Source organism: Pedobacter ginsengiterrae (assembly GCF_039537385.1).
GTDB lineage: Bacteria > Bacteroidota > Bacteroidia > Sphingobacteriales > Sphingobacteriaceae > Pedobacter > Pedobacter ginsengiterrae.
Genome location: NZ_BAABAK010000008.1, coordinates 1 through 26,552, shown reverse-complemented (window position 1 = coordinate 26,552; position 26,552 = coordinate 1). Strand labels below are relative to the sequence as shown.

The following is a 26,552-nucleotide window of genomic DNA, read 5'->3' as shown; positions in this document are numbered from 1 at the left end:
AATTCTTGAATACGTTTAGCCATGCCCTGGTGAGTATCAGGCGTCTCGGTTTTGGACTTTTTTAGAGGTTTGTTCATAACGGGTGTTCTGAATTCACCACCAAATTTACTAACCCATTGCCCAACTGATGCATGAACAGCTAATTTAAATTTATCAGCAGTTTTTTGCATGCTGTCATCAGAACTTAGGTAATGTTGAACAACCTCGCGTTTGAAATCGTCCGAATAATGCTTTACAATTTTCATCTTTTATTGAGTTTTATGTGCTCAAAATTGTAAACCTAATTCCGGACAAGACAGAATAGATGAAACTCCATTAAAATCTATATGAAATATATCTATATGGTAAAAAAAGATTTCAACCCTTTGTTGTGATAACAAAATCCTACCTGCATGAAATCACATACAATGTAATTGGTGCTGCAATTGAAATATACAAATCGCTTGGCCCAGGTTTATTGGAAAGTGTTTACCATAAATGCATGAAACACGAATTAACCTTAAGAGATATCAACTTTTCAACAGAAATTGCTATGCCAATTCACTATAGACATTATGGGTGCATAAACATTAAGATGTGATTTACTAATTGAAAAATTGCCTTGCAGCTGAAATCAAAGCATCAAAAAACATTGAACTAATCGCGGAAGCACAAATAATAACCTAAATGAAATTATTAGAAGTGGCTCAGGGATTAATTATTAACTCCAATAGTGCAAACATCTTCAACGATGGGCAAAAAACATTTGCTGACGATTTATATAGATACAAAAAAGATTAAAATTATTGTAATATTAATCTTTTACTTTGGCTTGGTTACTCAAGCCTTTGATCCATTGTATCGCAACATTCATTGGTTCATTTGATTTCGATGATGCTGTATTATGCCCATATGCTTGAAAAACCTGATAATCATAAGGCATACTTTTTGCCTTAAGCACATTAAGGCGTTCTATTGATAAATTTACTGGAACCTGTATATCTTTTCCTCCATAAAGCCAAAGCCCAGGAATAGACAGCTTACCGAGTGCCGTTCGTGGATCAGTACTTGTAAATTTATATCGATCAATGTCGTTATTTATGTGTTCACGAGCATCAGCTTCCGTATGAGTTTCCCAAAAATTTGTATTGCCCTGTGTATAAAACTGAAAGCGCAACTGCTCAAGGGTGGTAACAACTGGACCGCTAAAAATGACCATAAACTTCACATTACGATTTATTGTTGCAGCAATTGGAATTACCCAACCAGCCTGACTAAACCCCATTAATCCTAATGATCCGCCATGCGTCGGGATATGTGCAGCAAGCGTATTTAATGCTGCGCTCGCATCTAATGCTAAAAGGTTAAGGTTTAAAGAATCAATATTATTGGTTCCAACTTCAGGCCCAGCATAACCACCACCCGATTCTCCTACGCCACGTTTATCATAAGTTAGCACAGCAATTCCGTTACTTGCCAAAAGCGAAGCCATATTTGCCATCCTTTTTTCCTGACCAGAACCATGCACAATAACAACTGACGATTGTATGTATTTAGGCTTAAAAACTGTTCCTGATAAAGTAGCTCCCGCACTCTCGAACTTTACATTTTCTATAGTAAAATCTAGGCGACGAGTAGGATCGGGTAATTTCTGTCCAAATAATTTAGAACTGAAGCAGAAGAGTAGAATAAGTAAGTGTGGTTTCATTGCTATTAATTTAGGGGCTTTTATCAAGCGTTATAACTATTATTAAATGTAAAGCAAGGTAACATAGGTAGAATAATGGCAGGAATAAATGGGATAGACCAAGCAGAAAATGTGACAAACGAGAAGTTTGGAAAAGAAAATGGAATCGAATCGAGTAAGAAGCAGGGAATTAGTTTCCCTGCTGTCTTCTCACACCTTTGTTCAGTAATTAACTTTTGAGGATATCAAAAAGGGATTAGGAAAGCAAGAGGTGTTAAACATATAAGAATAACGTTTACATAAAAGACAGAGGTGAACTTTTTCTCACACTAGAATTAAAGTTCTATCGGTGGTAATAGTCCTCTGTCTTTTATATTGCCCAAGGCCCAACTAGAATAATTTCTTTGATCCATCAAAGGTGATTGGCAAAAGGCAATTTTTTACGGTATTAAAAAGTAAACGTATGAAAACTTACAATCTTATCTTGGGAGTGGATGTTTCGAAGTTAACACTCGACATTAGTTGCGCTAAGCGCAGTCTGCATATCAAAATAGAAAATGACAGCAAAGGATTTAGTAAATTCAAAACTTGGTGTAGGACAAATAAGATTCACTTAAGCGAAACAATGGTTGTCATGGAACACACCGGAGGTTATGAGTATCGCTTCATCCAGTTCTGCGAATCAGTATCATTGCATTACTGCAGGATTTCTGGGCTAGAAATCAAAAGATCTATGGGAATAACGCGTGGAAAAAATGACAAAGTTGATTCTTACAGAATAGGATTATATGGTGAAGAAAAAATAGCGCGGCTGAAACCATCTAAACCATTGGATCAAAACATACTGACCCTTAAGCAACTATTATCATTTCGAAAAAGACTTGTAAGAGAAAACGCTGGTTTATCCGCCACAATAAAGGAGCGTCAACATATTTATGAAACTGGGGCAAAAGATGCTGTTGTGCGTATTGCAAATCTAAAAATAAGAGCTAATGCAAATCATATCAGCCAGATTGAAAAAGAAATAGATCATTTAATCAAATCCAGCGATTCTTTATCAAAAAGCTATCGCATTTTAACCAGTGTCAAGGGAATCGGTCCAATAAATGCATTAATGACGATAGCATACACAGAAAACTTTATTAGTTTCACAGATCCAAGAAAGTACGCAGTATATGTCGGCGTCGTTCCATTTGACAATTCTTCTGGAACAAGCATTAAGGGTAAAAAAATGGTTAGCTACATAGCTAACAAGGAACTAAAACAAGAACTGAACCAGGCTGCCAAGTCTGCGGTAACCCACGACCCTGAGCTGAGAGCATACGCCCAACGAAAGATTGAAAATAAGCACTATAAGATCGTCTTGAATAATGTTAAATTTAAGCTCATCCTCCGAATGTTTGCTGTAATTAAAAGAGGAGAATTATACACCAAAGACTTTCGAACTGTTGCTTGATAACGTAAATAAATAAAGATATAAGAGGGCTAACACAAATGGTCAAGCTATATTAATGCTCCTCAAAAATTTTATTTTAAATTAAATTTGGATATATGGTAAACCTAGAATACCACTGTACGTACCGTTCGGTATACAGCGGTTTGCTAGAATAACTTCGTTTGGTGTGTCGTTTTCCAATAGTAATAATTAGCGAATCCATCTAATCCTAGGCCAATGAATAACTTTTTGTTAAGTGTCGTGAGTAGTGTGGGGCTGTTTGAAGTTCTGCAGTAACTCTTTCGGGTATTTGCCAACTGATAAGCCCGTGATTTTATCACGCCCATCTTCATTAGGTTCCTCGCTCTGCACTTTACACCTTTCCATTGTTTCCACAGAATCATCCGCAGTCTGGTTCTCATCAACTCGTCCAGTTTTACCATATAACTCTTTGCATCTGAAATAGAGAAGTAGTTAACCCAACCGTGATCATTTCCTTAAGATTTGATATCCGTTGGTGTAATGGAATTGGTTTGCTGCGTTTGGTTTGCATTCTTATTTTCTCTTTGATGGCACTTAAGGATTTGGGTGCGATGCGAATCTTCCATCCCTCTTTGCCACCATAAAATGAGAAACCAAGCAGACTACTTTCGCTTGGCCTGCTTACCTTACTTTTCTCCATGTTAACCTTTAGTTTTTTGCCGCGGACTTCCTTCAGATTCGCAGTCACCCACGACACCCTTGTCTCTAGCTAACACTTCCTACTGCAAGGCGTGCTCGGGACTCTAACCCTATAGTCGATTGCCATGCCCGGCGCACCACAACAAAAAAGCCTTACATTTCTGTAAGGCTTTCTGTGATCCCGCTGGGATTTGCACCTCGTGCTAAAATCAGCATTTAAATAGTATTTTATGCAGTGTTCGATTGTTGCTCACCTAATCGCTCACCAATTTTTTTGATACGTTTTAGCTGCAATTGCTATAGTGTAAATATAATCATTCTCTTTAAAAATTAAAAGTAATTTGGATTACTAATTATTAGGCGGTTCGACTCCGGCACTGGGTACTTGACCGTAGTAATCACTTTTAGAAGTTTTTACTCCGGTTTTTTATTAACTGGTGTTAATCTGATAGATATGTCTATTTCACTAACTAATAGCAGCTCCTCCATTTCAGTGCAAAGTGGCCGCCAAATGGATTGCCGAGTAAATACAATACTAGCTCTTTTCTTCTGAACAAATACCAACAATTCCCCCAAATTCTTTCTAGATTCAGCTATTTACCAAATTATCGGTCCTGGAACTCAAAATAGGCCAAACTCAGACTCTCTTGGTAACCCAAGTTACGAAATTCAAAAAAATGTGATGTAAGCAGCTCAGAAGGGCCAATGGACTAACAAGGAACCTTAATAGTGAGAGCTTCCCATAGGCTCCCAATTTCGCTTAATTCGACGAATCGTTCCTTAATGCTAAAGTCTAAAAAAGCGGCTAGGACAACTACAACGGTCACTTTGATCCGTAATCACACGCTAGTTTGAAAATGGAAAGAGCGACCATTTTCCCTGAAATACGTACTTACTGATAGATTGCGATCAAAAAATCTCTTTTTTTTTGTTAATTTAGGAGTTTAAACACAATTTATTCAATGGAACGCTACTCAATAGAATCCCAAGTTAGAAAAGAAATCGAAGACTGGCAGAAAGAGTATAGAAGAAATGTTTTTTCAGTAAGAATCAGCCCCCAAGCAGTCGACTTTATTACGGAACTAATAGCAAATATTAGTGAAGATCCTTCACCGCTTTGGCAAAAGCGAAATCAGAATTTTGATGATTTTAGTAATTATCAAAGAACCGCAATTGCTAATATTCCTGAAGCTCTAGACTACATTGTTGACCTGAGAAGATTTAGGTTTAATGACGAGATCACAATCAGTTCATGGGAAATTTGGCAATCCCTCACCCGTATTCTAGTGAAATTTTGTTTCATTCCTGAAAAAGATATGTGATGCCCAATATTAAAGAAGCCTACCAGGCCGTTATCGATTTTAACAAGACAATAATTTCGATCACCTCGGCTATTTTGGCCGCACTAATATCCTTTCTTGTTTTTCAGGATTATACCCTTAGCTTGCTTAACTTAGTCGCTCCAGTGGTGTTCGTTTTATCACTAATCTTTTCAATTCTAGGGATAGGACGTGCTATTCCTGCAATCAATCTGGACCAATCAAAAAAATGGGCAGTACGTTTTTCAAATTTAGGTGCAGGGTTGATGATATTAGGGATAATTTCGATCTACCTGATAAAAAAGCCAGAAAAAGCCACCATAGATACAGCACTATCTGATATTGAAAAAACACTTTCTAAGATTTATCCTGTTATTCGAATCAAGAATTGCCAAAAAATCGAACTGATGGGTGAAAATTATCTTTTTCATTTCAAAGAAGGGACAATCAGTAGAAAAGTAATCTATTCACTGGATACAGAAAAAATTATCTTGTCAGAAGTTGAATGATATATCAGTAATCTAAGAAAGAATAAAGTGGCAAAAATATATATATCCTATAGTCATGCTGATATCCAGCGAGTAGGAAGGCTAACAGATGCGTTACGCAGTTTAGGACACGAAATAGTTATGGATTCCGAGGTGATGAAAGTAGGAGTCGATTTTAGGAAATCATTATTAAATGCGTTAAAGGCAGCTGACGGTGCACTTGTTTATATTACAGAGAATAGCTTAAAATCTAATTATGTATTAAGTGAGATCGGTGCAGCACGCGCTTTCGTGGATGAAAGTGACAATAAAAAGTTTTTGATCCCAGTAATCGAACAGGGAATAAACATTCCTAACATTTTGCAGGATTTGTACTGTGTTCGATTGACTGATGATAATTTCGAAACGTCAGTGCTGTTGATCGATCAGTCGATTTCAAGTTCTTATGGAAGAAAAGAGGCCGTTGAAGAAAAGGAAAATATTCAAAGGGAAAAGATCGAAAGCACGGCGGGTGATTACATAGATTTTGCACTTTCTGAATTAAAGAAAAGGGAAAGCAAGAACTCTGTCATCGCCAATATTTGGTATGTTATTGGTTTCCTGACTTTGGCTTGTGGTATTATTTTCGCACTCTGTGGCCTCAAAGACCTTGAACAAATTAAAGCTGAAAACTATTGGTTATATGTTTTGATTATCTTAAAAAGTATAATTATCGTAGGGCTACTAATTGCCTGTTCAAAGTATGCATTTGATTTAGGAAAAACCCATATGAACGAAGCACTTAGGAATGCTGATAGGACTCATGCAATTTCGTTTGGAAAGTTTTATCTACAAGCTTTTAGTGACCGGATCAATTCACCCGAAGAAATAAAAGACATTTTTCAAAACTGGAATATTGATAAAGATTCTGCGTTTCAGAAACTTGATGCAAATAATTTCGACCCTAAATTTGTGGAAAAACTCATCGACACGGTTTCTTCATTGGCCAAAAAGGAATAAAATATGATTGTTAACAGTCGGCCCCAAGTAATAGCAAGTTGAAATTAGAAGCCAAAATAGTCTTATTGCCTACGTGTGATTTTTGATTATAACAATATTTTAAGCTCCTTGGAGCCATTCTCGTCAATGATTGGGTATTTTGGCAAAAGTGTACGTCCGTTCCGCATTTAAGCTGACCCCTGTTTCGCTGCAAAGTGACGATCTGTTACGGGCCAAACTGTACGCGCTGATCAAAAGATCAGGCTTCTCTCTGTAAGTAACTCCTTTTAATTTTTTAAGTTCAGTCCAAAATAAAGGCCCAGGTGTTAAATTGTTTCTGATATGACGTTTGGTCTATTGGGTGGGATTTGAGCGCTTTAGGGCGTCTTTTTGGAGGTGTTCAGCTGTGTTTTCCTGGTGCTATGCTTTGCTAGTTTTGAGAAAAGGATCGGATATCCTGCTGGACTGAGTTAAAGTGAGGGCTCGCAAGAGAGAAGAAATTTGAGACTGGTGATCCTATGCGTTCAAAGGGAAAGGGATACTTTAGGCAGTTGCCGGGCAATCAAATTCACGTACAGTTTGACCCAAAACGGACTGACCAGTTTAGTTGAAATATACACCATCGCAAATTCACATATTGTTTACAAAGGACGTAAGCATGTGTAAGAGAAATTACGAATTCAACAATGGTATTTCAAATAACCAAAATTTGATTTCTTCAACGGAACTTAGCTATCTTGTAAGCCTAAAATAAGGCTATTACATGAATATTTCCCCTGTTGAATTTTTTTTAAATTCAAATACAGATGATCAATTCAAAAAATTAAATTAACTGAAAATGAAATTAAAAGAACCTCTCGTTTATAAAAACCTGGAGTCTAAATTTGAAAATTGTCTTGAAGATCCCAGTAACAGTCAAATTCTCTTTTCAGGTCCTTTTGGAAGTGGAAAGACTACATTCCTAAAAACATATTTTGAGACTAGAAATCAATATAATGTATTCAGAATCTTTCCGGTAAACTATGTCTTGCATGATAACTCAGACATTTTTGAGATTCTGAAATATGACATTATTCTTGAGCTGATCAATAAAAAAGCGTTTAGTGAACCAGATATAGATAAACTTACTAAATATGTTTACTCCATATCCCAAAGCATCGATCAGGCGTTGGGGAAAATGATCAATTTATTTAGTGACACCGGTAAATCTGTGGTAGAAGTTGCGGAAGTAATGGAGAAGAGTCTTGTAAAAAATCAGAGTGACTATGCCGCATTGAGCAATCCATTGCTATCTGTGCAGACTTTCCTTAATACCATAAAAAAGTATAAAAAGTACGCTTATAATGACTACATAACTTCGGTAATTCAAGAAAAGCTATTGCTGCTGACAAAAGAGGGGAAAACTAAAAACGTACTTATAGTCGATGACATGGATAGAATAGATCCTGACCATTTATTCCGTATCATATCCATATTTAGTTCCCATATTGACATCGATACACAAACAAATAAATTCGGCTTTGACAAAATCATTTTTGTGGGGGACAATGAAAACTTCAGATCAATGTTTTTCCATAGATATGGAATCCTAAATAACTACAACGCTTATATATCTAAATTATGTTCAAAATCTCCATTTAACTTTGATCCTGACCGAGAATTGTATACTCAGATACTTGAGATCGTATCCGGCATCAAATTTAGATATCTTGATTCGGCTAAAGAATTTCATATTTATGAAAACAAATCCGCTTCTGTCGCTAGATACTACAATTATATTTTATGCGCAATGATTAAATCAGGAGCGCTATCACTAAGGGAACTTATCAAGTACCAAGGCGTCCATCCCCTTTTAATTAGAAACGATGAACATGTAGCGGCTTTCAATGACTTCATTGATCAGTTTTCGATTTTTAATTTGGCAATGCTGCTTAATCAGATAATACCAGCTGGATTATCTCACGCTCTACAAGGGTTATTAGAGAATACATTAAATGCAGATAAAATCGTTAAAAATGGGGGCATTGATAAAGGTGCTCTAAATTCAGATCTGTCCATCATTCCTCTTGAGTTTTATCTAGTTGAAGAATCGAACGATGAAGCAAATAATGGAGCTACAAAATCCATTAACATATCTGGGGAAAAATTTTCAGTGACATTTAGTAGAATAGATCGCCAAGATCGGTTGGCGATGAAAATACCAAAAGAAAATGCCAATGAGCGGCAAATTATTGTATTAACGATGGAAGCAATTAAAAAGATGCAACCTTATTTATTGTAGAATGCAGTGGCCAAATTTAGTAGTCAGGGGCTCATTGCGGTTTACAGTCATTGGTGGTATCCGAATGCCATTTTTTGTTTGACTAGTAGCTGCCGTGAACAAACAACCAAATAAAATTGGCAAAAACACAACTCGCTTCCCTTTCGATATGAAAACATATGCTCTGTGTTTTTGCCGTTCAATCAAGCACTTAAATTAAAACTATTAATTCTTTATTTTTCTTAGATTTTTGCTACTAAACCTGCCGGTTTTTTAGAATATTACCAAAAGATTCTGGCATGGCTTCCAAATTCATCGGAATGTATGTCAGAATTTTTAACGACTGAACGAAGTTTTTCGACTGGACAATTCCGTTGAGTACGAAAAAAGCCTTAACAATCTAATTGTTAACAAACTTTTAATGACACCGCATCTAATTTCAGATGGAAAGTTTGTGATGAACGAAGACTGCGAACCTTTCAAAAAGCTTTGTGAAATGATCAATCTTCGTAATAGGATACTCCATAATAAGGAATTCCTGACTGAATTTGAGCTACCATTAAATCTTGAAATTAAAGATGGAGAGATTTTTGTCCCAGAGGGTCGAGAGATTATTGATTTTGAAATAGTGGTCAAAAATCCAATAGATAAGTTAACCAAAGAAAATTGCCTGGCATATGGCTTAGCTATGGGGCAGTTCAAACGATTCATTATGAGACCTGCAATTGCCTCAGGACTTGATATCATAAATTTGATCAAGCGCATCTAGTTTTTTTTGAAGGTTAAATTAGTTATAACCTTTTAAATAAGCTAAGTCAACTATATGAGGATAAAAATGCAACTTCTTACAACTTATCTTTTTCTTCAATAAAGTCATGGAGTGCATCGTCCATCTTATAAATCCTATAATTCTGCAGCTCGTTTATGGTTCTGATTAGGTATCTCGTATAATTTGACTGGCCAAGTTTCATTTCTAATTCTGCCTGGATATGCCAAAGACTGCCTACAATAGCATTCATCTTTTTTCGTAATTCTCCCATTCTTTCAAAATCCATTCCCTGAAAAGAGGTATTAATAGATTTTTTCTTATGCTTTGCTAATTTTTGTATGCATTCTACATAGTCGCCAATATCTGTTTTAAATCTGAACCCAGCGCCCTTGGCCGTGTTAAGGGATGCTTCAAAATTTACTTTACCAATGTCATTTTTGTTTATGGTAATGCGCTGCTCTTTTCTCGACTTTGAAATATGGGGCAAGATTACATCTTTTAAAGCATTTGTTAAAAATCCTTTTTTCCTGCTCTTTGGGGTAATGTACCAATGTAAATCGGTTTTCATATCAAGTACAGCACCTATACATTTAAAGCTTTTGTCCTTTATCAAGTAAAATTTGTAAGGTGAAACATCACCCAAATTGTAATGGTCAATATCCGTCCAGACCAATCCATAATCAACATTAAAACCTATTGGCTGCGGGATGATAATTGTTTTTTTATTGGGTCTATTACAATGGTCTATTACTGTTTGAATTCCTTTATCTGTCATACCTATAGATATTATGTTTTTCAGTACAATTAGTTTTTTTAATCCACGAAAGTAAATCTATAAACTCTCTCCAAAATTCTCCTGCTGGTGCTCATGAAGCCAATTCTGGAAATAGATAAGATCTGCGCGACCAATAGTTGTATAAGAAAGCCATTCATGATCAAGGTTCTCAAACAAAGTATCTATAGTTGGATTGATGGTCTTGAGATAGGCCTGCAGGTTCTCAAAAGCATCTTTTCTTTTTGAGAAGACCATTAGATCTAATAGTATTTCCGCAATTCTTTGGTCTTCTATATCTTTCTTCAAATTGTTTTTTTTCCGCTCAGTCCGAATCGTTTCAAATATTAAAGTACTCCTCAAGGTATGCGAAACAAATGCTAGCCAGTTGGAGAATATTGTCTTCGTCTCCTGCAGTTTCAAACCGTTTAGTAATCTGATTAGCAATACCGCAGCATCGCCCATTTTTATTGGAAGAAAAGTTGCAGTAACTGCAAATGCTCCTGCTTGGAAAAAAGCATCAGATAGAAATTTCACATAGCCATAGTTTGGCATTGTGCTACAGGCAGATATGAACACCAATGGTGCACTGATCTGATGTTTGATGATATCATCACCGGTTAGGAGAATGTCGTTTTCGTCGTCGATAACCAGATAACTGGAAAGGTCTTTTTCATCAAAATCACCATGGCAATCAAAGATTAAAAGATCAGGCTTATATTTCTTTACCGCATCGCTTACTTCTTCAATAGTTGTACAAATGATACTCGTGTACCCCAAAGATGCTTGCAAAGCTTCGTATATTTCGAATATTTGATGCATATCCTCCTCGTCATCACTCGCACAATGAATGATCAATGTTCGTTTTAATATATCTTGTTGAATGCGAAAATTGAGCCTTTGGCTATGAATATAATTATTAATCAGGCTACTAAAATTGAACTCGGGTATTCTGCAGATGTCATGAGTAAGACTCAATGGGTAGTTGCCAATTTTAAGCCACTCCATAGGAAGATCGCTGATAAAAACTAGTTGTCCATTTCTTTCCATAAGCATGCCCTGGAGTTGTTTGGAAACGAGTTGTTCCCTCAACAAGTCACCAATTATACCTATTTTCTTTATAGCACTTTTTTTGTTTGGAAATGACCTTTGGAAATGGGAAAGATCCATATTTAAGGACTTGCCTGCAATTGGTAATCGATATACTGGAGAATAATGGAACTGAGCATGTAAGAAGCCTAAGTCGTCTAGCAAGAGTAATCTTTTTGTAAGCACAGATAACACCAAACCGATTTCTTGATCCTTGAGATGTTTCCTTACTTCTTCATCTATTTCGTAAGTATAATCTGGAAGCTGTTCTGTCTGCGAAACTCTCAGCAACATTTTCTCTTTTTTCGTTTCAAATACTTTTTTTAGTATCTTCCCATATCTCGGGAAATGAAATGGTGCAATGACAACCATTGGAGGTAGGTATGGCTCTATGGGAGTGATATTTTGCTTAATGTGTATGGATTGATGAAGGCAGTCAATTACCTTGCTTTGATCTAATTGCAAGGTAGCCCTCTTTTTACTATAGAGTTCGATATCCTCCCTCTTTGGCTCATCTGGTCTTTTTAACCAAAAATTTCCCAAAATCTGATTTAAGATATAATAATTAGTCTTGGCATATAATGAGGGATAGTAAGGATTCATCTGATCGGCATTTGGATTTCTAGCCAGATTAAATGAATCTATCTCTATAGAATAAACTCTTTTAATCTCTTCATTAATTAAGGCTAAATCTGCTTGTATTAAGTCAATTAACTCATGACCGTTAACAAAGGATTTTGAACGATTGTAAAAACTCTCATTCTTAGCCCCAGGATTGCCAACAAATACATAATAGCCAAATTTGTATCTATTAAGAATTGCAGCGATCTTCTCATGGTTGTCGATATCTTTATCGATAAGAAACACCTTGACCAGATCTTTATTGAACATGCCAGAATAGGATTCAAAAATCTTATAATTTTCATCGTCCTGACCAGTAAAAAAATTACATGGCAACATATAAAGGTTGATTCCCTTCCTTATGCCCAGCTGATAGCAGAACTCAAAGAAATCAGCTGAGTCTCTAAGTTGTAAAAGATCTTTCGGAAATTCTTTTAATAAACGAAATGCAGTATCGAAATATTCATTTGGTTTATATGCTGTATGAGTTGAAATGAAAGTATATTGTATTTGACTTATAGATACTACGGCGTTTTGGTTTTTTGTTGTTTTCTTTTTGTTATTCATAAGAGCTTAATAGATGGGGAGCTTGTAACACAAGTTAAGTAAGATTTAACACATTATAAATTTAAGGGAAATTAACATGTCTTTAATTATTTGGTCGGACAGTTTATAGTTGTGAATATTTATTTACATTTATCCCACCCCTTTATCAAAATGAATATTTTTAACTCGCTTCTCAAACTCTATAAATCTCAAGACATCAGGACACCGTTAGAAGATTTTACAACAGAAATTTTAGTACATATTCTCAATGCAAATAGAGATATCATGGCACTATTTGTTAGCGATATATTAAGAATCAAAGGTGAAAATTTCATTGCATCTTCTCAGGAAACATTTGTATTCGAAAAAAGAGGGCGACATTTTTGCAAGGTTGATGTCGTGCTGAGGAATGAAAATCAAATATGTTTTCTTGAAAACAAAGTTCATTCAGAAGAAGGCAACAATCAATTGATTAATTATTCAGATGTACTCGATGAACTTGATGTTTACGAGCAAAAATATCTAAGATATTGCACCAAATTTCATGAAGATAAGATACACATCAAATCAAACGATTTTATCCAGTTTAGATGGTGTAATATTTCTAACTTTTTGCAGAAGTGGAAAAATAGAGACCTTATTAAACAGTTTTTAGAATTTTTAGAAAATCACCAGATGGGAAACTCAACAGATTTTACAATACAAGAAATACTAGCATTGCAGAGTATTAACCCTGTTCTCCTAAAAATGAATAGTTATCTTGATAAGATTAAACCGCGATTTACAGAAACTTTTGGAAAGTTAGGGAATATAAACAACTCAAAGCAATTAACTCAACACAACAGGCAAGTAATAGTAAAACAACCGCTTTTTGGCGAAGGATATAGTGAAATAGGTGCCGGTTTTGATTTCGCAAATACGCCAAAATTAGTAGTTTGGATTTGGGTAGATAAACGATGTACAGAGTTTAGCAAGTTCAATGGTATAGTCACACCTGAATGGGTTTTTCATAACGAAGAATATTTGGACGTGATTAAATCCTTGTCCGACTTCATCAGTTCAGAAAACATGGAACTTGATATAGAAAAATGGTTTATGAGTGCTTTTGAAATGGTAAAAAATATCATGAAAGCGAACAAACATATAAGTTGGAACGTACCAAGCCTAAATTTATGAGTTACGATGTTGAACGTAAACTGATCAACTTTGATGATATTGACTTTCCTGAAACTCTTTATAAGTACAGGTATATTTCGAAGGAAAACCACCAGTCGATACTTCTTCTAAGAGAAGTATATTTTTCAAGCCCGAGTGGGTTTGAAGATAAATACGATTGTAAAGTGCCAACTAGATGGGATTTGTTGACTTACGAAGATATGCAAAACTACTACTATGAAGACTCAATAAAAAGATTACCTGATAATGCAACTATTGAAGATAGAATGGAGTTTGCAATTTTTAATGCAAATAATAATGCTCTGAGAGATGACGAGTTTGTTGCAAAAAAACAGCAAGAAGATTTCGAAGAGTTTGATAAAAGGATTGGAGTGTTATCCCTAACGCCATATAATAATCTTTTTCAACTTTGGGAAAAATATGCGGAAAATCACACAGGTTTTTGTGTAGGATTTGAGCCAAATTTTATGTTAAAAGGGATTGGTACGGGCGCAGGTTTAGTCGAATACCATGATGAACTTCCAGAGATTTTACCTCTCTATAAAATGCCATTTGAAGTACAAATGCAAAGACAGATATATGGCAAACTCAAGAACTGGGAATTTGAAAAGGAGTATCGGACGCTTTTGTCAAACGGTGGTACGCTTCTAGAATCCGACAGAAAAAAAACGATTCCGGCAGAAGCTTATAAAGAAATAATTATAGGTGCTAAAATGACAGCAGACGAGATTGAAAAATTAATTTCGATTATCCCAGAAGAGTTGTCTCATGTACCATTAAAAAAGGCTGTCATAAATGGCGAGAACATTACAATCGATAATTATACTTTATAAGACATCTCTTAACTATCCAAGAGATGGAAATTGCTTTGATGTTCGATCATTAGTAGTATGAATGAATTGTTTAAAGTTATTCTCCTTGCAAAATTGAGGTGACCCGTTAACTTTAGATATGTTCAAAAGCAAAAATACCTACCCGATCTGAGTAGGTATTTGATAAATCAAGTACTTCAATTATATATAAAATTCTTTTGTTTTGGCATGAAAATTAGTCGTCGGTGTGTTCTATTAAAAGCTTTTCACGGCATTTATTAATTCTTGATTTCGTCCTGGGTAATTCTCTTCTACGTAATCGAGTAGTTTTTTGGCTTTATCAAGGTATTCTTTTTCATTTGTTGTTTCATACAGGCCAATATAAGCTTGGACTTTATTATAGTAGGATTCATACTTTTTCGGATCTATATTAATAATTTGATCCATTAAATCAATTCCTGTTTTAAATAGGCTAATACTTGTTTCATTATAAGTAAGTTGCGCCTGTCTTATGTAGGTCAATCCTAAATTGTTCAGGACTTTAGTCTGGCCTGGTAAGATGGAAAGGGATTTCTCATAATTTGAAAGTGCGGATTGAAGGAAAGCTTCCCTTTCTTCCTTCTGATCAATATACTGGGCCTGTAGTAGATTTTCGATTCCCATTCTAAAATGCAGCTCCGGGTTTTCAGGGGAAATACCATCAGCTTTTTCCAGTAGGGTAAGTGCAAGGGTAACCGATTCAAGGGCATTTTTCTTTTGGAGGGTTGCTTTGAATTCTAAAAAAATGGCAAATTGTAGAAGATATTTGAAGTTGCTGGTATCACAATCAATTGCCAGTTGGAAATTTGTTTGCGCTGAAGAAATCAATTCATCAACATCCAATCCGCCTTTTTCGGCTGCCCTCCAAAAACTTGTAGCGATTCGGTACATTGTTTTGCACGAGTCGGATTCCATATTTAAATTTTGCTGATAGTAATCAGCGGCTTTCAAAAATAGTGCTTTCGCTTGGCTATTATCAGTAGCATCCTCTCCAGCCAATTGGGCAAAATGTCCAGCGTTGAAAAAAGTACCGGGAAATTCCGTTGCAAAGGGAAAGAGCCCCTCAAATTTTTCAAGCATTGTTAAATGGCTGAGGGTATCGCTGTTCAGTTCACTGATTTCCAATTCTGTAAGTGCTATATTATGCAGTGATTGAATAAAATCAGGGTCATATTCAATGGATTTTTGATATCTCAAAATTGCACTGTTTAATAAAGCTTTTTTTTCAAATGGGTTTTTAGCCGAATTTGCTGAAACTCTTGTATTGTTAGCCCAGTTATAATATGGGATTGCGAGCAATTTAATGGTGTTTGAATTGTTCTTTGTCAAAATTTCCTGTTCAAGTTTTAGCAGTTCAGGGTCGTTTTTGATGTATTTATCTTTCTCGATAAGTTGATCAAGCTTTTTCTCATTTTCAGATTTAGCTTTGCCTTTACTTATATGAATGTTCATTGCCGCTAAAAATGGAGTTCCGTTAAAGTCGGTTATTTTAATTGAGCTACCGCTTGAACTCTCCCAACCGAGCAGACCTATTTTTGGATCGCCCAATATTATTATCGGCTCTGGCGTAGATAGCGTTCCAATTACAATTTTATTCAAGGTATAACTCATTTTCGATTTGCTGATTTCATCAAAAAAGTAGTTTGCAATGTTAACGCAGGCAGTCACAAGAGGGTAAAGTTCGGTTTCGACATTTAGGGAATGATATGTTTGTCCATTGAGTTTGATCTTGTGCCTATTTGAAATATTGATGTACTCGTTTTCATCGATGGAATAATTGGAGTGGAAAAATGAATTCCTGAGCTTATTGCTGTATAGTTCATCAAAACAATCTGTCAGATCAGTATAACCAGCTGTGACGGACATTGCCTTCAATTCATTTATTTTTTCAGTCGGTGTCGGATCATCTTTACTCAAGTCCTCAAAAAGAAAAGGTTTGAACCTTAGGTTATTCGCTATTCTCAACAAGTTTCCCAATATTCTATACAATTCATCCATCTCAAAGAAGTGGCAGTACAAAAACAAACCAATCCTAATGTTATTTTTGTTGGTATAATCACCGGTTAATATGGAAGATAAATCCTTGAAAAGACTTTCACTCTCATAAAAGTGGGTTAAGGACATTAATGAACCCATTCCATTATAACCTAACAGAACATTAATAAACTCAAATTCATTTTTATTTTTCGCTTCCTTTAGTAGTCTTGTAAAGTTTTCTTTGAACTTTAATTCTGAACTCATAGTTATAATTGTTTCTACGAATTTACTTTTAAATAACTAGAGAATACTTCGCTGATTTCAATAAATATCACTAGTATATAAATCTACGATGGTTTAATTTTCTCAATGTGGATAATGAGCGAATTAGTATTGCCTTCTAATAAGTTATATTTGATTTACCTTCATTTAAAGGATAAAAACCGTGAAAGAACTAATTTTTTTTAACTCGATATATGTTCTGCAGTCCCTGAGAAAGACAGAGTTGCAAACTGGAGAGACGTTATTCAATGATTTAATAAAGAGAAAGGTGGATCAGATGAATGGATTCCAAGCGAACTTTTTTAAACTCGAAAACAAAGCAGCCTTTCATAGTTGCCTTTCCGAAATCATTGAAAAGGTTAACTATGGTTTAGAACGACCGTATCTCCATTTCGAGGTGCATGGTTGTAAGGAAGGGCTTGTGTTCAACAGTGGCGAAATTTTAACCTGGGCAGAGCTTTATCAATATTTTGTTCTGATCAACAAGCCACTTCAAAATCAGCTTTTTGTTTCCTTAGCTACATGTTTTGGAGCGTATATTATCAACGCAATTGAACCTACCAAAAAAAGCCCATTTTATGCTTTTGTTGGACCGACCCGTGAAGTTAGCAATTCTGCAGTTGAAGTCGGTTTTTACGAATACTTCGATGTTCTCTTGAATACAAATGATTTTAATGAAGCAATTGAAGCACTAAATTCAGCGAATCCAGGACTTCCAGTTCCCTTTATCTGCAAGTCGTCAGAGGAAGTTTTTGATCAGGCCTGTAATCTTTTCCTGAAACGGCATGAGAATAAAGATTTTAGGAGAAAACGAGTGCAGGAACTGATCGACCGCGCAAGAAAGAACCCCATTTTAAAGGTGAAGTTTTCCAAGGCGGAAATGAGAACGCATTTTTCGAAATTATTGAAGTCAAGGTACCAGGCCAATGGTATTAAAGAATTAAAAAAACACTTTTTGTTTCATGTTGACTATGTAGAAGGCTTGACCAGTTGAAACGACAAGTAAATTAAGGACTTGACATCTTTCATCTATTTTATTTGTGCTGCAGCAGATTTACACCTGAGGCTGCTAAACCAGCTGCTAGAAAATACCCATTCGGATCACCGAACGGGTATTCTTGTAAAATCAAGTACTTACTATTTTTACTACATTGTTTTTAATAAATCTTTCTATTTCTTACAATATCTCCAAAAGACTCTGGCATCGGTTCCAAATTCATTGGGATGTAGCACAAATACTTCAAGTGCTGTATGAAGTTTTTTGATTTAACCGTATCTTTGAGTACTTACCCTGACGTAAAGAAAGGCAACTTTTCGGTTGTCGATTTTGTCATCCGTAATGTTCCTTTTGAGTTCGAGTTTATGGGTTCTTCGGTCCGGGACGCGAAGCAAGCCAAATTGTTGTTTGTTCATAATTCTATCATCTTTAAGTACTTGATTTAGTGATAATATAGCGAAATTATACATGAAATCCAACATTAACCTGGCTTCTGCGAGACTCATTTTTTGGTCGTATCTTTTGAGTATTCTTATCGCTTTTTCTGGCGTAATGTTTCTTTTTTCGGGATTGATTTTGATCATAGGCACCTGTTTTTAGATGCAATAATCAATAGATTGGATTTTGAAAAACAGGGAGTTTTATACCGACCCCCTTAAGTTTATCTTTGAAATTGATTTGAAATAAATACTCGCTTGGTTTCTTAAGAATTTCTATAGAACTAAGATTGAGAACGTTGCATATCTAGTAGATTTTTTAAAGCAATCTTTCGAATTCTTTCATACATATTATTAAACATGCTCAATCCCATATACAAAGTAACTTTTCCATTTATTCTATCGCTCTCAGGATACATTAATTTATCATCTATTTCATATGCTGCCAGTGCTTTGTCGTTTTTCTCTCTCAAAAAGGATATTGCTCCTTCCACCTCATTAATTGACTTGTTGAAGAAAAACCTTTCTTCCGAAAAATGTTCCTTAGTAAGCATGTGCTTTAATAGAGCGTCACCACTTAAGGAAAAATTGGGGTTTAGCTGAATAGATAATGGGGTTGCAACAACATCCATTATACGATGATCAGCAAAACTACCATACTGATCAAAGTCTTCGGTATATCCAGTTAATTCCAAGTAGCAGAAACGTTCAAAATCAGGGTTATTTAATTTAATAGCCAGACCAATACATAAGGAAAGACCAATTGAAAGTGCTTGATTTCTGTCGGAAAGCACCAAAATGGCATCAGCTAGTTGACTGGTTAGTATGTTATTACTTGAGAGCTTTATTTGTAATGATTCAAACCATTTTGAAATTTCAATTACTTCTCTGCCGGTGGCATCCGAACTAGAAGAGCCTTGTCTCAAATAGATTTTGCCAATTTCTACACCCTTCATCTTTATGGAAGATGACAGAGGCTCAGTATGGGCATGAACAGGGATTTCGATAACACCAAAAGTAAGACCTTGATAAACATAAGAATATGATGTGAATTTGGGACGAGGGAAGATTTTATCTTTGACCTTTTGTTGTAAAATGGCATCATCCGGAAAACCAGTAATACCTGTTAGTTCAATTTTTCCCTGATTTTCAGCTATGCCGAAGATTATATAAGCAGATTCTTCTCTTATCGTATTGGAGAAACTGAGAATATCTTTTACAAGTTTAGCATCTTCATGTTCCTTGTTTCCGGCAAAATCAAAGCATCTCTCTTTAAAATCAAGTATGCTACTCTCGGGGCTTCTTGTTAGTGTTTCAAATAATTTATCGTTCATTTTATTGATAGGGAGATATAGGCAATTTATTTCTGACTATTTAGGAATGTCTTAACACGAAATAATTCGTCTTGCACATCGTGCTTAAAATTTCGGATATAGTCCGAATACTCGGAAGGTGCTCCTTTTACTGGTCTTCTCCGCTTTACGTTCTTATATCCTTCAGCCTGTTTCCATCCGGTCTGCTCTAAATTATGCCTGTAATTTCCCATTACATATACAGCGGTCTTACCACCTTCTAATCGGTATTCTTCTTCCCTCAAATCCTCTAATTCGTTGAAGTATCTTTCATCTTTACTATGGCTCTCTATCTTTGCTAATACTTTTTCAAGCCTTTCTAATTTTTCTTCGGTCATTGTAATTGCGTTTGATTTATATAAAGGTAAGAATTCAATATGATAGTATTTGACAGGGGTTCGCATAGGGAAACGAGCCCAAAATCAACGTTATTCTTGATTTTTTCTAGCTTTTCAAATTTCGATCCCAGGAGTTGTATCGTTTTAAAACCAGCCTCATGGCTATCTATGATTGATTCCATTGAAAGACTTTAGTGCTACCCATCCTATAAACGTGCAGCTTAATTTGAGTATAGAAGGCATGGACTTTGGTGAAAATACATTTGTAGAGCTTGTAGAATAAAGAATGATAGTTACATTTCCCTTGTCGTGTTTTTTTACATCCAAACTTGCCAAGCTTCAGCTATGATTTTGTTTGAGGACTACATGCTAAGTTTCTGATTTATACCGTTTATATTTTGCCTGGTCTGGTAACCATCAGACCTGAAGTTGACGATCACCGACAATAAAACTATATTCGAACACATAGTACCAAATTGAATTACGATCAACAAAAATACTGGTGAAGAATTCGGGATTAAATCCTGCTTTAAGTATTCCTAAATTATCTTTTCTCCAAGAGTACGTGTCCTTTTCTTTTGGAGGGCTATATAATTTTAGTCGTTCATAGTTGTGTTATATAAATCGAAATATTTCGGGAATATTTTCATGATCCCAATTTTTTCGCAGCCCGTTTTTGGCGATTAAAGCTGTTTCCACAACTGTCATTACAGAAGGTCTGACCGATTGTGCCATGAAGCAATTTTTCTTGGTAAGTGCAGGTTTTGACTTCTCCTTAAGATTGTAGCTCATAGATAAGATTTTGATATACTGGTGCCTGAAATTTTCGGGCGGCCCTAACGGGCATAAGGCGTTTGACAAGATAAGGATTATGGGACTAATCTTTTGATAATGCCTGTTTTACAATGTTTAAATACCGGCTACGTTTTAAATCTCTAGAAGCGTCTGTAAGTATTGAACGATACGCTTTGTCTACAATATCATGTGTAGAATCTAAATAATCTGCGGCATTCATTGCACCGTGTTCGCTAATGTACCAATGCTCGTTGATCAATTCCTCTAAAATAGCAATGGATTTTTTTGATAGAAAAACCCTGGCAACGCTCATCTGTTCTCGGATTGCACTTAGTGCGTCTGCGGCCTTTTCTCCTTCTTTTTTGTAGTATGTACTCTTGGGATATGTTTCATCATACACCGAACCGGGATGCTGAAAATAGTCCTTTCTATCGCTTAACGAATCTCTCCAGTTTCCAAGATTTTTTAATATTTCAAAATAGTATTTTTCTCGCTCAGACCATTTCCCTTGAGCGGCAAGAATAATGCGCACCAAGAATATAGTGCTGAGGATCAACAATACTGAAATCCCATAGTGGTTAGCTAGCGCTATTCCTTTTTCTAGTAGTTCGATCATGGTTTGTCAGTAGAAGAATAACCCAGTAATTTTTGAATTATCTTTTCAAAAGCAGGTTTGATACCCGTGATAAAATTGGAAATGGTTAGTCCGATTAGCCCGATGATTCCAATTGCGTCTGAAAAACTCTGTTTGATTTGTGGGAAAAGATTTAATGTTTTATAGATTCCGTAAATCAAAAACAAGAGTAATAGATTATAAAGTATTCCTGCAATAATATTGGTTCGTTTGGCAAATTTCGTTTCAAACTCTAATAATGCATCATAGTGATCAGTATCTACCATTTCTCTGGATAGAATAATTGAATTGTACGTGTTGATAAAACATAGTGCAATAAAATCATTTCCCTGTTCAAAAATTGCTGATTCCTTGGTTATTTCCATGTAAGCCTCATCTTGTAACGGCTTTGAAACAGCTGTTTTTTTAGTCAGGTTTAAAAATGATATAATCACTGCGGCAATATTACTTTTGCTGTAGTAGTCTTCTTTGATAATGTTTTCAAATGTTATGGTTGTGTTATTCCTCGTTCTGATATCAATAATTTTTTCAATCCAGTTTTTGTCATAGCTGAATTTGATAACACCAACAATAATCGAAAAGATCAAATAATCATTGTGGACAAAAGGAGAAATTGAATCTCTTGTAGGTTTACGCCTACTGATTGCCTGGTAGTGGATATCAAAGACATTAACTGAATCTGTTGAAATTGCTTCAATAATCCCATAATATATTTTGTCAATTTCATTTAGATCTTGGGGAGAATCAATCTGCTGATGAGACAATAGGTTGCTAAACGCAGTTAAAACACTATTCCCAGCTATGGATTGTAGGTAGAGTGAGCGATTTTCTAAAGAAACCATTTTTTTCGTTTTAGACTGTAATTCAAATGATCCGCATCCCATCCGCTAACATTTCGCATCTTACTCAATAGCTTGGATATCAAGTTGGAATACAGCATTGTCGCCGGCTGTTCCCCGGGCAAGAAATTCCGCCATGAAAGGTAGGTAAAGGAAAATATTTGCTGAACGATATAGGCCAAATCATAGTAAAGCAGGTCGTCCAATTCATTATTGTTATAGTTGCCTTGTGGTGTTCTAATCTTAATTTGAACCGGTGTACTCATTCCTTGCCTTGCTGTTTTAAGTTCTTTTGGACCGAACATTTGAACCACACAGGTTTCAGAATCTAAAAAGACGTTGCTAGCCCTATTTGGAATGTATGCCCCTTTACCGGAAAGGCCCGGCTGGCTTGGTTCGAATAGCAGATGTGGGTGGGATTTGCTTATCGTAACAAAGGCGAATTTTATTTTGTACTTGGTGTTGTTTTTGATGAATTGACTGATGACGTCAAACTCAGTGTTCTTTATTGGTTTAAATATATGAAAGATCAAGCGAACAGTGTCGCCCTCAGACCAACCTTGTTCTTTTTCTAAACGGTTGAAAGAATAGCTAAGGCTTGACAATAGTTCATCAAAATATTTTTCGAACGGAACATCCTTTACTTTGTCGCCCAAAAGATATTGGCCATCACTGGAAAGAAAAGTAGTGATTCCGACTACTTTGGATTGCTCTGCGCCTTTGAACTGGTTTTTTCTCATCCAACTATGGCCAATACCAATGATGATTTCCCGATCAACTGATTTTTGAGAAGGTAGTACCCAAGGCGTACCACCCAATTTTGCATAGATCTGTAAGGCAATTGAGTTTAGAATATATTCGTTATAAGTTTTTACGTTATGTGTAAGTACATACTGCACCGGGATTTCCAGTGAGAGCAGTTTGGCTTTCAATTTATAATAAGGATTGTCACTGTCGGCAAGGCGTTTAAACTCTATCGGAATTTCAATGATGGCTAAATCGGGTTTAGCTTCATCCCACTCTCTGATAATTCTTAAGTATTCTTCAAGATTGAAAGTAGTTAACTGATTGATATTGTAATTGAGTTCTGTAAGTTCATATTTTTTAAGCAGGCCTTTCTTAAAAAAGTTGGAAGTACTAATGCCATCCTTGAGACTGGCTAAAAAATCAGTAAAATATCCTCTGTTTTCTCTATGGCAAATACATAAAACTGTTGGTGACTTGGTATCAAAACTAATGCTGTCGTATGGGCCAAAGTTGGTCAAGCCCATGTCTGGACTTGTACTATTTGTCTTTGTACCTGCCGGATCAAAAATAAAAGTCGGAGTTTTTAAAGCAAAAGTGTTGCTGATCGTTATGGGCACTTCTTGTACCGTAAAACAGAAACCATCGCTATTCTCAAAAAGAATCTTTGAACCATCTAACCGGCCCGTAAACAAATGTTTGGCAGTGCTGTTAATTTCTGCATACAAATTTTTTGTGTTGTATATCTCACTTCGTTTACTTTCGATTGCATTCAGGACACGTAAAGAGCCTTCGGGGCTGGTGGCAAAATCTAGGTAGTTGGCAATGTTAAATTTTGTTTTTCTTATAAACAGTTCATTTAGCGGAAAAAGTACCTCACCTTCATTGGTTTTAACTTTTGCTGACTCGCCATGGATTTCAGAGAGCGTTCCAATAAATTCTTCACTAGGAGCAAGGATGTTACCCATCCCTGGCATGATTTCACAATGCAATACTTCTATACCTGTCAAGTCATATCCTTCCGCTAATAAGTCTGCACAACTTTTGTTAAAAATCCAGTTCCTTTTTATGTTGATTACGAAACCGAATTGTTTTTGCCCATTTATAATGGCAAGCCTCAACTGAACTTCGATGAGTTTTTTATATGCAATTTTCCCTTGCAGATTCTCCGGTAGTAGGTCGTGGATTAAATCATCAGTGTTTTTGCTAGAGAAAAACCTGAATGGATAAAAGTCAACTGGCGTAAAGGATACGAACCGCTGTTTAAAAGTCCTGAAAAAAATATGTTTAATTAATGAGGACGTAATTGTATGGTCGGTAAACACATCTCTTGTTACATTTTCTCCTATGTCTATAGTGCTGTCGTCTCCGGAGTTAGAGATATAAATATCATCCCCGTTGCGGAAAAAGGAATGCGTTCGATTATGGTTTCTTCTAAGTTCTTGTAACGCTTCGTCAGAATAGGTAGTTTTTGAAATCTGAAATTTTTCAAAATCAAATGATATCGGGAAAAAATTGAGTTGCATCGTTAATTTATGATTTGGTTAAACCCAAAAATACTTGATTTTAAGTCTTTCCCCAAAAAACTTTATGCACAAGAAACTAATATAATATTCTATTAGACTCAGGAGCTATTTTACTGTGTAGTTCAATAAAGTGGGTTCTTCTTCATTTTTGGTGAAGGGTTAACACAGACTTTTATAAATGATTTCAGTAATATGAGTAAATATTCGTAGCTAGGGATATAACTTTAGAGACTTTATCTTTTTTTTTTACCAAAAGTGACGAAGAATCAAGTTCCTCCGACATATACGACATTGCAACGTAAAATTCAGACTTACATGGTGGTTGTTCTACAAATAAAAGAACTAGCCTGATTCGTTTGTTATAAATATTGCTTAATTCCTGATAATATTAAGTTTACATAATGGTCTAAATTATCAATATATTTAGAAATTAGCACTAAACACGATCAATTTATGCGAAATCTAGCCATTTTTTTAACCCGTTTACAGACTTTCAACCTTCGCATCATCACCAAGTCCGAATTGAAAAACCCAATAAAAGAAGATGTAGAAAAACAAGCTTATAGCCTTGCCCACGAAACACATTATTATGATTCTTTTACTTATAAGAGTGAAATGAGGGTATTAAAAGACATAGCTTTAATTGACCTGCTCTCACTTAATGACATCAGTTTAAAAAGAGAACTTGAACAGCTCAAAAAATTAAAGGAACGGTTTAAACTAATATGGACAAATTTCCACCAACATTACGGTGAGCTTAGAGCCGACTATCCCAGCAACTTCATATTTTCGATTCAACTCGATTACTTGTTTATCGTTAACAACCTGCAATCAGACTACAAGGATATTTATATAGGTGATGAGTTTGTGGAAAGTCTGCACGACACTTTGAAGATCAGGGACAAGTTCTTAAGTGAGCTGATCAGCGAAGTTGATGAAATTCTAAATCCCCATGAAACGTTCGAGGAATGGATGGCCAAACAGAAAAGCCCTGACCAAGTTGAAGATGCTACGGCAGAGCTATCCCCAAAAATCCCATATAATCCCGATGCGGGTCGGCCGAAATTCAATCATCAGTATATAGATGACTTTTTGCAAATCCTAAGGACTTATTTTTCAGAGGAACATTTCAGTCAGCTTGGAGCCTTAATAAAAGCGGACGAACAACCTGCAAACCAGCTGATCTTCAACGGAAACAGTAATAAGCTTGCCGATGCTTTTAAGCAGCTTTATGAAGCAAACCTGATTGTTGGATGCAATAAAGCGGAACTTGAGAAATGGATCCTAAAACACTTCTTATATAGCAATGGAGATAAAGTAAACGAATACTCGGAGGGCTGGCTAAGTGCGATTATATCCTCCGATACCAAGGTCTGCAAATCACCAATTTTAGAGGTAAGGATGAAAGACAAAGTGCCTTTTCTCGTTCCAACGGTCCGAAACAAAAAAAACAGCAAATATTAGTAGGAAACGGTAAGGATACGGTTTAACGTGTTGTAACCTTACAAAACAAGCTGCTAACATTGCGGTATCAAAACAAAAGATACCGCTTATGAAGTACACATTTGAAGAACTACCGCAGGCCATTAGTACACTGCACGAAAAGGTAGATTGTATTAAAGACCTATTGCTGGAAAACAGTTCGCAAAATTCCCAGAGTCCCCGAGACGATTTATTGACCATCAGACAAGCTTCCGGATTTCTCAGCCTGTCCGTACCCACGCTTTACAGCAAAGTGAGCCGGAAGGAAATCCCAGTGAACAAGCGGGGCAAAAGACTTTATTTCTCCACGGTGGAACTATCCGAATGGGTAAGATCAGGAAGAAAGAAAACCGTAGAAGAAATCCATTCTCTAACTAAGGATATCCCACAACCAACATAACTACATATCCCTATAGCCAAGCAGATATGTATGTCTCGTCCGGAAAAGTCTTTACAGTTGGGAGCTGTTAATACTAAGTATTCTTTACAATTGTTATT

25 protein-coding genes are annotated in these 26,552 nt (G+C 35.8%); 12 read left to right on the top strand and 13 right to left on the bottom strand.

The window, feature by feature from the left end:
* Positions 1 to 245 (bottom strand): transposase (locus ABD692_RS07850; RefSeq protein ID WP_344766099.1); only part of this gene is annotated, 245 nt, incomplete at its 3' end.
* Positions 246 to 370: 125 nt separating this feature from the next.
* On the opposite strand from ABD692_RS07850, the gene ABD692_RS20935 reads away from it, so the two are divergent.
* Positions 371 to 580 carry a GxxExxY protein gene (locus ABD692_RS20935; RefSeq protein WP_425567329.1) on the top strand — a complete coding sequence of 70 codons (210 nt, stop codon included), beginning with the start codon at positions 371 to 373 and terminating at the stop codon, positions 578 to 580.
* Positions 581 to 793: 213 nt separating this feature from the next.
* Here the strand turns inward: ABD692_RS20935 and ABD692_RS07845 are convergent, their stop codons facing one another.
* A complete protein-coding gene (locus ABD692_RS07845; RefSeq protein ID WP_344766098.1) occupies positions 794 to 1,687 on the bottom strand; it encodes an alpha/beta hydrolase family protein in 894 nt (297 codons plus the stop codon).
* Between the two features lie 442 nt (positions 1,688 to 2,129).
* On the opposite strand from ABD692_RS07845, the gene ABD692_RS07840 reads away from it, so the two are divergent.
* Positions 2,130 to 3,122, top strand: coding sequence for an IS110 family transposase (locus ABD692_RS07840; protein ID WP_344766097.1), 993 nt, complete (start codon positions 2,130 to 2,132; stop codon positions 3,120 to 3,122).
* A 146-nt stretch (positions 3,123 to 3,268) separates the two neighbouring features.
* Here ABD692_RS07840 and ABD692_RS20930 read toward each other — a convergent pair whose 3' ends face one another.
* Both ABD692_RS20930 and ABD692_RS07835 read right to left on the bottom strand, forming a co-directional pair.
* Entirely contained in the window at positions 3,269 to 3,544 is a 276-nt protein-coding gene (locus ABD692_RS20930; RefSeq protein ID WP_425567328.1) for a hypothetical protein, read from the bottom strand.
* Positions 3,538 to 3,783, bottom strand: a complete 246-nt coding sequence (locus tag ABD692_RS07835) for a hypothetical protein (RefSeq protein WP_344766096.1) — start codon at positions 3,781 to 3,783, stop codon at positions 3,538 to 3,540. Before ABD692_RS07835 ends, ABD692_RS20930 begins: the two co-directional genes overlap by 7 nt.
* Positions 3,784 to 4,744: 961 nt before the next feature.
* On the opposite strand from ABD692_RS07835, the gene ABD692_RS07830 reads away from it, so the two are divergent.
* From ABD692_RS07830 to ABD692_RS07810, 5 genes are all read left to right on the top strand, one after another.
* Positions 4,745 to 5,104 (top strand): hypothetical protein, encoded by a 360-nt coding sequence (locus ABD692_RS07830; protein ID WP_344766095.1) that lies wholly within the window; start codon positions 4,745 to 4,747, stop codon positions 5,102 to 5,104.
* The gene (locus ABD692_RS07825; RefSeq protein ID WP_344766094.1) at positions 5,104 to 5,610 is read left to right on the top strand and encodes a hypothetical protein; all 507 of its coding nucleotides are present in this window, start codon (positions 5,104 to 5,106) and stop codon (positions 5,608 to 5,610) included. Before ABD692_RS07830 ends, ABD692_RS07825 begins: the two co-directional genes overlap by 1 nt.
* A 27-nt stretch (positions 5,611 to 5,637) precedes the next feature.
* Positions 5,638 to 6,588: a toll/interleukin-1 receptor domain-containing protein gene (locus tag ABD692_RS07820; protein ID WP_344766093.1), complete on the top strand. Its 951-nt coding sequence runs from the start codon at positions 5,638 to 5,640 to the stop codon at positions 6,586 to 6,588.
* Positions 6,589 to 7,405: 817 nt separating this feature from the next.
* Entirely contained in the window at positions 7,406 to 8,848 is a 1,443-nt protein-coding gene (locus ABD692_RS07815; RefSeq protein WP_344766092.1) for a P-loop NTPase fold protein, read from the top strand.
* A gap of 400 nt (positions 8,849 to 9,248) precedes the next feature.
* A complete protein-coding gene (locus ABD692_RS07810; protein WP_344766091.1) occupies positions 9,249 to 9,596 on the top strand; it encodes a hypothetical protein in 348 nt (115 codons plus the stop codon).
* 76 nt (positions 9,597 to 9,672) lie between these two features.
* Here ABD692_RS07810 and ABD692_RS07805 read toward each other — a convergent pair whose 3' ends face one another.
* Positions 9,673 to 10,371: a hypothetical protein gene (locus ABD692_RS07805; RefSeq protein WP_344766090.1), complete on the bottom strand. Its 699-nt coding sequence runs from the start codon at positions 10,369 to 10,371 to the stop codon at positions 9,673 to 9,675.
* 57 nt (positions 10,372 to 10,428) lie between these two features.
* Positions 10,429 to 12,645, bottom strand: a complete 2,217-nt coding sequence (locus ABD692_RS07800; protein WP_344766089.1) for a CHAT domain-containing protein — start codon at positions 12,643 to 12,645, stop codon at positions 10,429 to 10,431.
* Positions 12,646 to 12,795: 150 nt separating this feature from the next.
* Between ABD692_RS07800 and ABD692_RS07795 the strand changes: the two genes are divergently transcribed.
* Both ABD692_RS07795 and ABD692_RS07790 read left to right on the top strand, forming a co-directional pair.
* A complete protein-coding gene (locus ABD692_RS07795) occupies positions 12,796 to 13,800 on the top strand; it encodes a PD-(D/E)XK nuclease family protein (protein ID WP_344766088.1) in 1,005 nt (334 codons plus the stop codon).
* Complete coding sequence (locus ABD692_RS07790) at positions 13,797 to 14,633, top strand: DUF2971 domain-containing protein (RefSeq protein ID WP_344766087.1); 837 nt, start codon at positions 13,797 to 13,799, stop codon at positions 14,631 to 14,633. The genes ABD692_RS07795 and ABD692_RS07790 overlap by 4 nt, the downstream gene beginning before the upstream one ends.
* 234 nt (positions 14,634 to 14,867) lie before the next feature.
* Here ABD692_RS07790 and ABD692_RS07785 read toward each other — a convergent pair whose 3' ends face one another.
* Entirely contained in the window at positions 14,868 to 16,892 is a 2,025-nt protein-coding gene (locus ABD692_RS07785; RefSeq protein ID WP_344766086.1) for a tetratricopeptide repeat protein, read from the bottom strand.
* Positions 16,893 to 17,073: 181 nt separating this feature from the next.
* Here ABD692_RS07785 and ABD692_RS07780 point away from each other — a divergent pair, with 181 nt between their 5' ends.
* Positions 17,074 to 17,904, top strand: coding sequence for a hypothetical protein (locus tag ABD692_RS07780; protein WP_344766085.1), 831 nt, complete (start codon positions 17,074 to 17,076; stop codon positions 17,902 to 17,904).
* Positions 17,905 to 18,176: 272 nt separating this feature from the next.
* Here the strand turns inward: ABD692_RS07780 and ABD692_RS07775 are convergent, their stop codons facing one another.
* The 6 genes from ABD692_RS07775 to ABD692_RS07750 all read right to left on the bottom strand — a co-directional run bounded on the left by ABD692_RS07775 (position 18,177) and on the right by ABD692_RS07750 (position 24,572).
* Positions 18,177 to 18,491 carry a hypothetical protein gene (locus tag ABD692_RS07775; protein ID WP_344766084.1) on the bottom strand — a complete coding sequence of 105 codons (315 nt, stop codon included), beginning with the start codon at positions 18,489 to 18,491 and terminating at the stop codon, positions 18,177 to 18,179.
* A gap of 137 nt (positions 18,492 to 18,628) precedes the next feature.
* Complete coding sequence (locus ABD692_RS07770; protein WP_344766083.1) at positions 18,629 to 19,678, bottom strand: ATP-binding protein; 1,050 nt, start codon at positions 19,676 to 19,678, stop codon at positions 18,629 to 18,631.
* A 26-nt stretch (positions 19,679 to 19,704) separates the two neighbouring features.
* Positions 19,705 to 20,034 (bottom strand): hypothetical protein, encoded by a 330-nt coding sequence (locus tag ABD692_RS07765; protein WP_344766082.1) that lies wholly within the window; start codon positions 20,032 to 20,034, stop codon positions 19,705 to 19,707.
* Positions 20,035 to 20,911: 877 nt separating this feature from the next.
* Complete coding sequence (locus ABD692_RS07760) at positions 20,912 to 21,445, bottom strand: hypothetical protein (protein WP_344766081.1); 534 nt, start codon at positions 21,443 to 21,445, stop codon at positions 20,912 to 20,914.
* On the bottom strand, positions 21,442 to 22,305 hold the full coding sequence (locus ABD692_RS07755; RefSeq protein WP_344766080.1) for a hypothetical protein: 864 nt from the start codon (positions 22,303 to 22,305) through the stop codon (positions 21,442 to 21,444). The genes ABD692_RS07760 and ABD692_RS07755 overlap by 4 nt, the downstream gene beginning before the upstream one ends.
* Positions 22,293 to 24,572, bottom strand: a complete 2,280-nt coding sequence (locus ABD692_RS07750; RefSeq protein WP_344766079.1) for a Piwi domain-containing protein — start codon at positions 24,570 to 24,572, stop codon at positions 22,293 to 22,295. The genes ABD692_RS07755 and ABD692_RS07750 overlap by 13 nt, the downstream gene beginning before the upstream one ends.
* A 453-nt stretch (positions 24,573 to 25,025) precedes the next feature.
* Between ABD692_RS07750 and ABD692_RS07745 the strand changes: the two genes are divergently transcribed.
* Both ABD692_RS07745 and ABD692_RS07740 read left to right on the top strand, forming a co-directional pair.
* Positions 25,026 to 26,036 (top strand): hypothetical protein, encoded by a 1,011-nt coding sequence (locus ABD692_RS07745; protein ID WP_344766078.1) that lies wholly within the window; start codon positions 25,026 to 25,028, stop codon positions 26,034 to 26,036.
* Between the two features lie 88 nt (positions 26,037 to 26,124).
* On the top strand, positions 26,125 to 26,454 hold the full coding sequence (locus ABD692_RS07740) for a helix-turn-helix domain-containing protein (RefSeq protein ID WP_344766077.1): 330 nt from the start codon (positions 26,125 to 26,127) through the stop codon (positions 26,452 to 26,454).
* The last annotated feature ends 98 nt before the right edge of the window (positions 26,455 to 26,552 follow it).